Here is a 6,464-nt window from a genome sequence, read left to right as displayed (position 1 = left end):
CGCCGGACCGGGGCTGCTGGCCCGCGTGCTGACCTCGAAGTATGCAGAGCACACCCCGCTGTATCGCCAGTCAGAAATATACGGCCGGCAAGGTGTGGAGCTGAGCCGTTCACTGCTGTCGGGCTGGGTGGATGCATGCTGCCGGCTGCTGTCTCCGCTGGAAGAGGCGCTTCATGGCTATGTCATGACTGACGGCAAACTCCATGCCGATGATACCCCGGTCCAGGTACTGCTGCCGGGTAATAAGAAGACGAAGACCGGGCGGTTGTGGGCGTATGTTCGTGATGACCGCAATGCCGGGTCAGCGTTGGCACCTGCAGTGTGGTTCTCTTACAGCCCGGACAGAAAAGGCATCCATCCGCAGACTCATCTTGCTTGCTTCAGCGGTGTGCTGCAAGCGGATGCGTACGCCGGGTTCAACGAGCTGTATCGCAATGGTCGGATAACGGAAGCTGCCTGCTGGGCTCATGCCCGCCGAAAGATCCACGATGTGCACGTCCACATCCCGTCAGCACTGACGGAAGCAGCCCTGGAGCAGATCGGTCAGTTGTACGCCATAGAGGCGGATATAAGGGGAATGCCGGCAGAGCAGCGGCTTGCTGAACGTCAGCGAAAAACGAAACCGCTGTTGAAATCCCTGGAAAGCTGGTTGCGTGAAAAGATGAAGACCCTGTCGCGACACTCAGAGTTGGCGAAGGCGTTCGCGTACGCACTTAACCAGTGGCCGGCACTGACGTACTATGCGAACGATGGCTGGGTGGAAATCGACAACAACATCGCTGAAAATGCCCTGCGGGCGGTCAGTCTGGGTCGTAAAAACTTCCTGTTCTTCGGCTCTGACCATGGTGGTGAGCGGGGAGCGCTACTGTACAGCCTGATCGGGACGTGCAAACTGAATAACGTGGATCCAGAAAGCTACCTTCGCCATGTGCTTGGCGTCATAGCAGACTGGCCGGTCAACCGGGTCAGCGAACTGCTTCCGTGGCGCATAGCACTGCCAGCTGAATAACACATCCCCGTCAATACGGCCCTCGCTGTACGCTTACGACCGGCTGGCTGAATCAGGCATTTTTTATAGACAGACGGTTCCTTGGTGCTGTACAGCTCCTGTAGCTGCCTGTTCAGGTCAGTAAAATGAGGCTCAAAACGAAGGCCAAACCAGTGCAGTATCGCAAAATTTGCCTTGTTAACACTGTGCATATCTCCGGTGATGGCTACCGGTTTCACTACAGAGGTATTGCAGTACCAGATATCAAAACATGATGTCCTTCGTACTCATTCGTGCCAATCTGGTATCCGTTGATCGGGATATGGTTACACAGCAGAATGTAGGCCACTAGGCCTTTACCGCGACCAAAGTATTTCCGTGAGTGCCGGGCTTTCACTGTTGGTCGTTCAACACCAAATTTCTGCCCATCCACAGCGCCATAAAGGGTATCCGGCTCAAACGAATAGAGCGGAAAAACAGACAGTTTCTCTATGGCATCAGTGATGCAGTCATTGGCCGCGAGCAGTGATGCCTGACGAAGGTACTGTTCGTACGTACTTTCCAGCACAGGTATGGAATATCGCTGGTTCGCGCCATGATATGGTTGCCATGATTCATGGCCTGAGCAACGATGACTGTAGTGGTCAAGTAATTCTGGCCACGGTTTTACAGTAAGAACGATATCTGTTCTCTGACTCTTCCGGCGTCAGCCCACCGTTGTAATGGTGGGGCCTGACGCTATTGTAGTAATGCAGGATATAACCGCTGATTTGTCGCCGGGCCTCGTCCTTGCCTGCATAGCCATCAGTCGGCACCCATTCTGTTTTCAGACTGCGGAAGAAACGTTCCATGGGACTGTTATCCCAGCAGTTTCCCTGTCGACTGACGCTCTGCTTTATTCTGTAACGCCAGAGAACTTGTTGATATTTCAGGCCGGTATACTGGCTTCCCTGGACGCCCTTCTAAGAGTCAAGCCGTTATCGGGATGCTGTTGATCTGCCTGTTTTGATTACGCAGTAATGTATAAACTAGCGCTTCAGGCAGCGTATTGCTTCCATTCTCGTCTGACGACATATTCCTTCGTTTTATCCTCAGTTCGCAAACGTCCGATGGCAATGATGTGAAGTGCACTATTTGCAGCACGATCTCCACCCCGGTTAAGTCGGTAACGATTCGTTTTTCCTGAAGATACGGGAACAGGGCTTACACCACACAGTGCCGCAAAACCTGATTCTGATCTTAATCGTTGGGGATTGTCTCCTGCCGTGATCAGCAACTGCGAAGCGCTTTCGTATCCAATAGCATTACGTTTAATCAGTTCAGGCGTCAGCTCATCGACAATTGCCGCAATCATGACATCCAAATCAGCGATTTCGTCATGTAACTCGAGATAGCGTCGGGCAAGGGACTTTAATGAAATACGATAAACGTTGGTAACATTGCGGTATTCACTGGCATCAGGCCGCCAGGCTCCCAGAGTCCTGATGAGCTGCATGCGCGTCATATTTCTGAGCTGTTCACGTAATTCATCCGGGGCAGAGATAATATTGGAATGGATAATCTGGAGAGCGACTCTGCGGGCTGATATTGCTGTTTTTCGGCAAGTTTTTAATACCCGCAGAGACTCAATCATGCCATTGCGCGTTTTGGGTGTGACGGTTCTTATTCCGGAGAATGCGGCGTGAGCGGCACATTCAGCATCAATCGTGTCACTTTTACCCCGTTTGCGTCGCTCCATCCGATCTGGCGCAGTCACCTCAAGAACTTCTAACCCGGCATTCTGTAAATAGCGAAGCAGACCTGATCCATAGGTGCCTGTACACTCAACACCAATTCGCTTTAATGCCCCAAACGAAGTCATCCATGCCAGCATCTGCCTGTAACCTTGCCGTGTTGTGGAGAAAAACTGGGTCCCCAGAACTTTATTGTTCTGATCTACGACAGCGGCAACGTGCAGATCTTTATGCGTATCCACGCCACCCACAACAGCGGTTTCCGTAACTTTACCTGCCATAACAGAGCTCCTGTGAGGAAACAGAGTTGAATCTCCAGACAGATAACCCGGACAGGACAGTAACGAGACAAACCGTCAGGCCCTTCTTGAGTCACGCGCATCGGTGAGGAGACGCCTCGCATGAAGGCGCTTCCGGCAACCGACAGGTCCAGGGCAGGACACAAAGGGTCGATCGCTGTGTGAGTCAGGATGCGGGAAGGTCTTCACTGCATCAGTAATCACACCAATCTGGTTAAACAGCAAACAGAGTGATGATAAAAACTGATACCGGCATTATTACTGTCGCTATGGAACATGACGTCCCGCGGCTGACCACGCGTCTCATAGACCATCCGCAGGGCACTGCTTATCAGCGCTGTATCGGCATTCGCTGACAGACTCCAGCCGATAACCCTGCGGGCAAAAAGATCCATAACAACCGCCAGATAGCACCAGCGATTTCCTGCCCAGAGATACGTAATATCTCCGCACCATACCCGGTCTGGCTCCGGTACAGCGAACTGACGCTCGAGCAGATTCGGCAGGCTTGTATGCGCCTGACGGGCATTTTTGTACTGATGTTTTCCGGGCTGACAACTGCTCAGATTCAGGTATTTCATCAGCCGCCCGGCACGATAACGGCTCATCGGGACGCCGTTCTGGGTCAGCATTTCAGCCAGCGTGCACGCACCCGCAGAGCCCCGGCTCTGGTTCCACGCACGACGTATTTCGCTGCACAACCTGACTTGCTCCGGATTAATGGTATCGCGTTGCTTCAGCCAGTACCGGTAACTGCTGCGGTGTATTTCCAGCGCGGAACAAAGGCTGACAACGGTGTGGCTGTCACTCAGTCTGGCAACTATCTTGAACCGTTCAGTGAGTCGGACATCAAGAGCGCGGTAGCCTTTTTTAATATCGTATTTTGTTTCTCCAGACGGCGAACTTGCTTTTCCCGCTCGCGGATACGTTGCTGCTCCGGGGTAATAGGTTTCGCAGAGGGCATAATACCCTGACGTTCTCGCCTGAGCTGGCGTACCCAGGTCTCAAGGGTAGTCGAACCGACATTCATCGCTTCACTGGCTTGTCGATATGAGTAGCCCTTGTCAGCAATCAGCTGTGCACATTCCAGCCTGAACTCAGGGGTGAAAGTACGCCTGGTTTTCTTGTTCATTAAGTCACCTGTTTTGTGTTGAAGTGAGAATATCACCTTTAATCAGGTGGCCAAATTTAGTGTGCCACTACAAACACCAACGGACTGTTGCGGCAGTTTATCCCGAAGGGGACAGACCTGCGAACGGTGACAGAAGAAGAGCTGCAACGCTATCAGGGAGCGCTGAACAGCAAGCCGCGTAAGTGTCTTAAGTTCAGACAGCCATCGGTCGTGTTCGCGGAACTAAGAGTGGTGGCTTAGCGTTGCACTTCGGACTTGAATTTGCCAAATGTGAATGGCACGATTATGCGGGATACTTACAGTTGGTCGTGTTCAAATACTGTAGCGGTGTTATAGAATATATCAGGTGATAAAGTTAATATCTTAATAAAGAAAGTAATATTTATATTGTATGGAAATGCGTTTTCCAATTTTAAAAGTGTAATTTTTATGTATTTATGGCATTTATCGATGCAATGAATCTATTGTTTCTTACAAATATCAATATATCACGTGACAGTTTTGGTATGTTTTCTTGTGAGTGACGTTATAATTTAAGCAATTTTAGTATATAAATTTTTTATTTAGTTAAAGGTAAATTTATGTTATCTCCAACATCTATTAATTTGGGATGCACTTGGAACTCTGTGACCCGAAGCCTTTCAAGGCCGGACAGTGATGTGCTATCATCAGTCCAGAATGCTACTGTTAAGTCGGATGAGGGGGCTAAAGTAAAAGTTGGTGACCGAACTTATCGTGTTGTTTTTTCCAATAACCAATTTAAAGTATCAAGAGAAAGCCATAGCGGGTGTTTTTCTGGATTGCTTGAAAGATTGGGGTGGCCGAAAGGTGAGATCTCAAGAAGCATTGAACTGTTACTGAATAAGTCTCCAGTAAACTTGGCAAATAACAATACCGTTTCTACTAACTTTTTTCCAGAACTACCACCGGTAGATTATTTTGCTCATGAACTTCCACCGATTAAAAATTATATTTCATCGTCCGTTGGACAGTTTATAGGTAAAGGAGGGAATGCAATTGTATATGAAGATGCATTAGATAAGACTAAAGTTCTAAAAATGTTTACGGTTCCACAGACATCTGAAGAAGTTGATATGGAAGTGGATTGTTTTAACAAATATTATGGGCGTGGCAGTGCGAGTAAAATATATAACAGTAAAGGTGAAATTTCAGGCATAAGAATGGATAGGATTCCGGGAAAATCCCTTATGGATATTTCTTTATTACCTTCAAGTGCTGAACAGGCCATATATGAAATGTTTGGCATGTTGGAGCAAAAAGGGATTTTTTTTGTCGACACTACGGCTACGAATGTTTTATATAACGCAGAAAAAAATGAGTTCTGTCCTATAGATATTTCCTCTTATAATCTGTCTGATCCCACGAAGTGGGGAGATAGTATTATTCAGGCTTATAGAGGGGGCCGGCAAGATCTTATTGATACAGTGATAAGCAAAATAAAATAAAACCCAATTGCCGTCAATCTTGCTCTTTGAATATCACTGAGGGGAAAGGTTTTCGTACTGGCATAACTGTACTTATCATTACATGAGCCTGTCAGTAATTCTGTGTAACTGCCACTGTATTAAAGGTGATCGCTCAGGCGGTCACCGAACTCGATAATAAAACGACTCATTGCCAGCCGCCAGTTCTGGATCGGCATACTCCATTTTTTCGACGCATCCTTGACCGCCAGATACACGACCTTCCGCACCGAGTCATCTGTCGGGAACACTTTGCGTTTCTTTATCGCCGCACGGATCACGCTGTTCAGCGATTCTATCGCGTTCGTGGTGTAGATAGCCTTACGGATATCCGGCGGGTAGCCGAAGAAGGTATTCAGGTTTTCCCAGTGTGCACGCCAGCTTTTGCTGATTTGCGGATATTTATCGTCCCATTCTCCCGCGAACGCATCCAGCGCCATCAGCGCCGCCTCTTCGGTCGGGGCCTGATAAACTGCATTTAACCCGCTGGTGACGGCTTTATAGTCCTTCCAGGATACGTATTTCAGGCTGTTACGCACCATATGGATGATGCACAGCTGGATGTGAGTCTGCGGATAGACGCTGTTTATCGCCTCCGGGAAGCCCTTCAGACCGTCCACGCAGGCAATCAGAATGTCCTGAAGACCGCGATTTTTAAGCTCTGTCAGCACACTCAGCCAGAACTTTGCGCCTTCATTTTCGGCCAGCCACATACCCAGTAATTCTTTCTGGCCTTCGGTGTTGATACCTGGCGCCAGGAACACCGCTTTGTTGATTACGCTGCCATTCTGACGGACTTTGACGACAATGCAGTCCATATAAACAATG

The 6,464-nt window shown here is 49.0% G+C and carries 3 protein-coding genes and 5 pseudogenes; 3 read left to right on the top strand and 5 right to left on the bottom strand.

The window, feature by feature from the left end; translation table 11 throughout:
• Positions 1–1,009: IS66-like element ISEc8 family transposase (locus A7090_RS19690; RefSeq protein ID WP_105275274.1), on the top strand; the 1,009-nt coding region annotated here is incomplete at its 5' end.
• Positions 1,010–1,044: 35 nt separating this feature from the next.
• Here A7090_RS19690 and A7090_RS19685 read toward each other — a convergent pair.
• The 4 pseudogenes from A7090_RS19685 to A7090_RS19665 form a co-directional block, all read right to left on the bottom strand.
• Positions 1,045–1,624 (bottom strand): annotated as a pseudogene (locus A7090_RS19685) (Tn3 family transposase); the annotation flags it as partial.
• 8 nt (positions 1,625–1,632) lie between these two features.
• Positions 1,633–1,941: pseudogene (locus A7090_RS19680) on the bottom strand (integrase core domain-containing protein); the annotation flags it as partial.
• Between the two features lie 16 nt (positions 1,942–1,957).
• A pseudogene (locus tag A7090_RS19675) lies at positions 1,958–3,002 on the bottom strand (IS110 family transposase).
• A gap of 272 nt (positions 3,003–3,274) precedes the next feature.
• A pseudogene (locus A7090_RS19665) lies at positions 3,275–4,188 on the bottom strand (IS3 family transposase); the annotation flags it as partial.
• Positions 4,189–4,224: 36 nt separating this feature from the next.
• On the opposite strand from A7090_RS19665, the pseudogene A7090_RS19660 reads away from it, so the two are divergent.
• Both A7090_RS19660 and A7090_RS19655 read left to right on the top strand, forming a co-directional pair.
• Positions 4,225–4,392 (top strand): annotated as a pseudogene (locus A7090_RS19660) (IS30 family transposase); the annotation flags it as partial.
• A 341-nt stretch (positions 4,393–4,733) separates the two neighbouring features.
• Positions 4,734–5,618, top strand: coding sequence for an OspG family effector kinase (locus tag A7090_RS19655; protein WP_105275273.1), 885 nt, complete (start codon positions 4,734–4,736; stop codon positions 5,616–5,618).
• A gap of 119 nt (positions 5,619–5,737) precedes the next feature.
• Here A7090_RS19655 and A7090_RS19645 read toward each other — a convergent pair.
• Positions 5,738–6,464, bottom strand: a 727-nt coding sequence (locus tag A7090_RS19645; RefSeq protein WP_123056974.1) for an IS256 family transposase, incomplete at its 5' end; no start/stop codon positions are given.

Source organism: Escherichia sp. MOD1-EC7003 (assembly GCF_002965065.1).
Taxonomy (GTDB): Bacteria; Pseudomonadota; Gammaproteobacteria; order Enterobacterales; family Enterobacteriaceae; genus Escherichia.
This window is presented reverse-complemented; position numbering and strand designations above follow the sequence as displayed.

Excerpts from the sequence above, each read along its gene's own strand:
- A7090_RS19655 (WP_105275273.1), top strand. The coding sequence starts at position 4,734 with ATGTTATCTCCAACATCTATTAATTTGGGATGCACTTGGAACTCTGTG.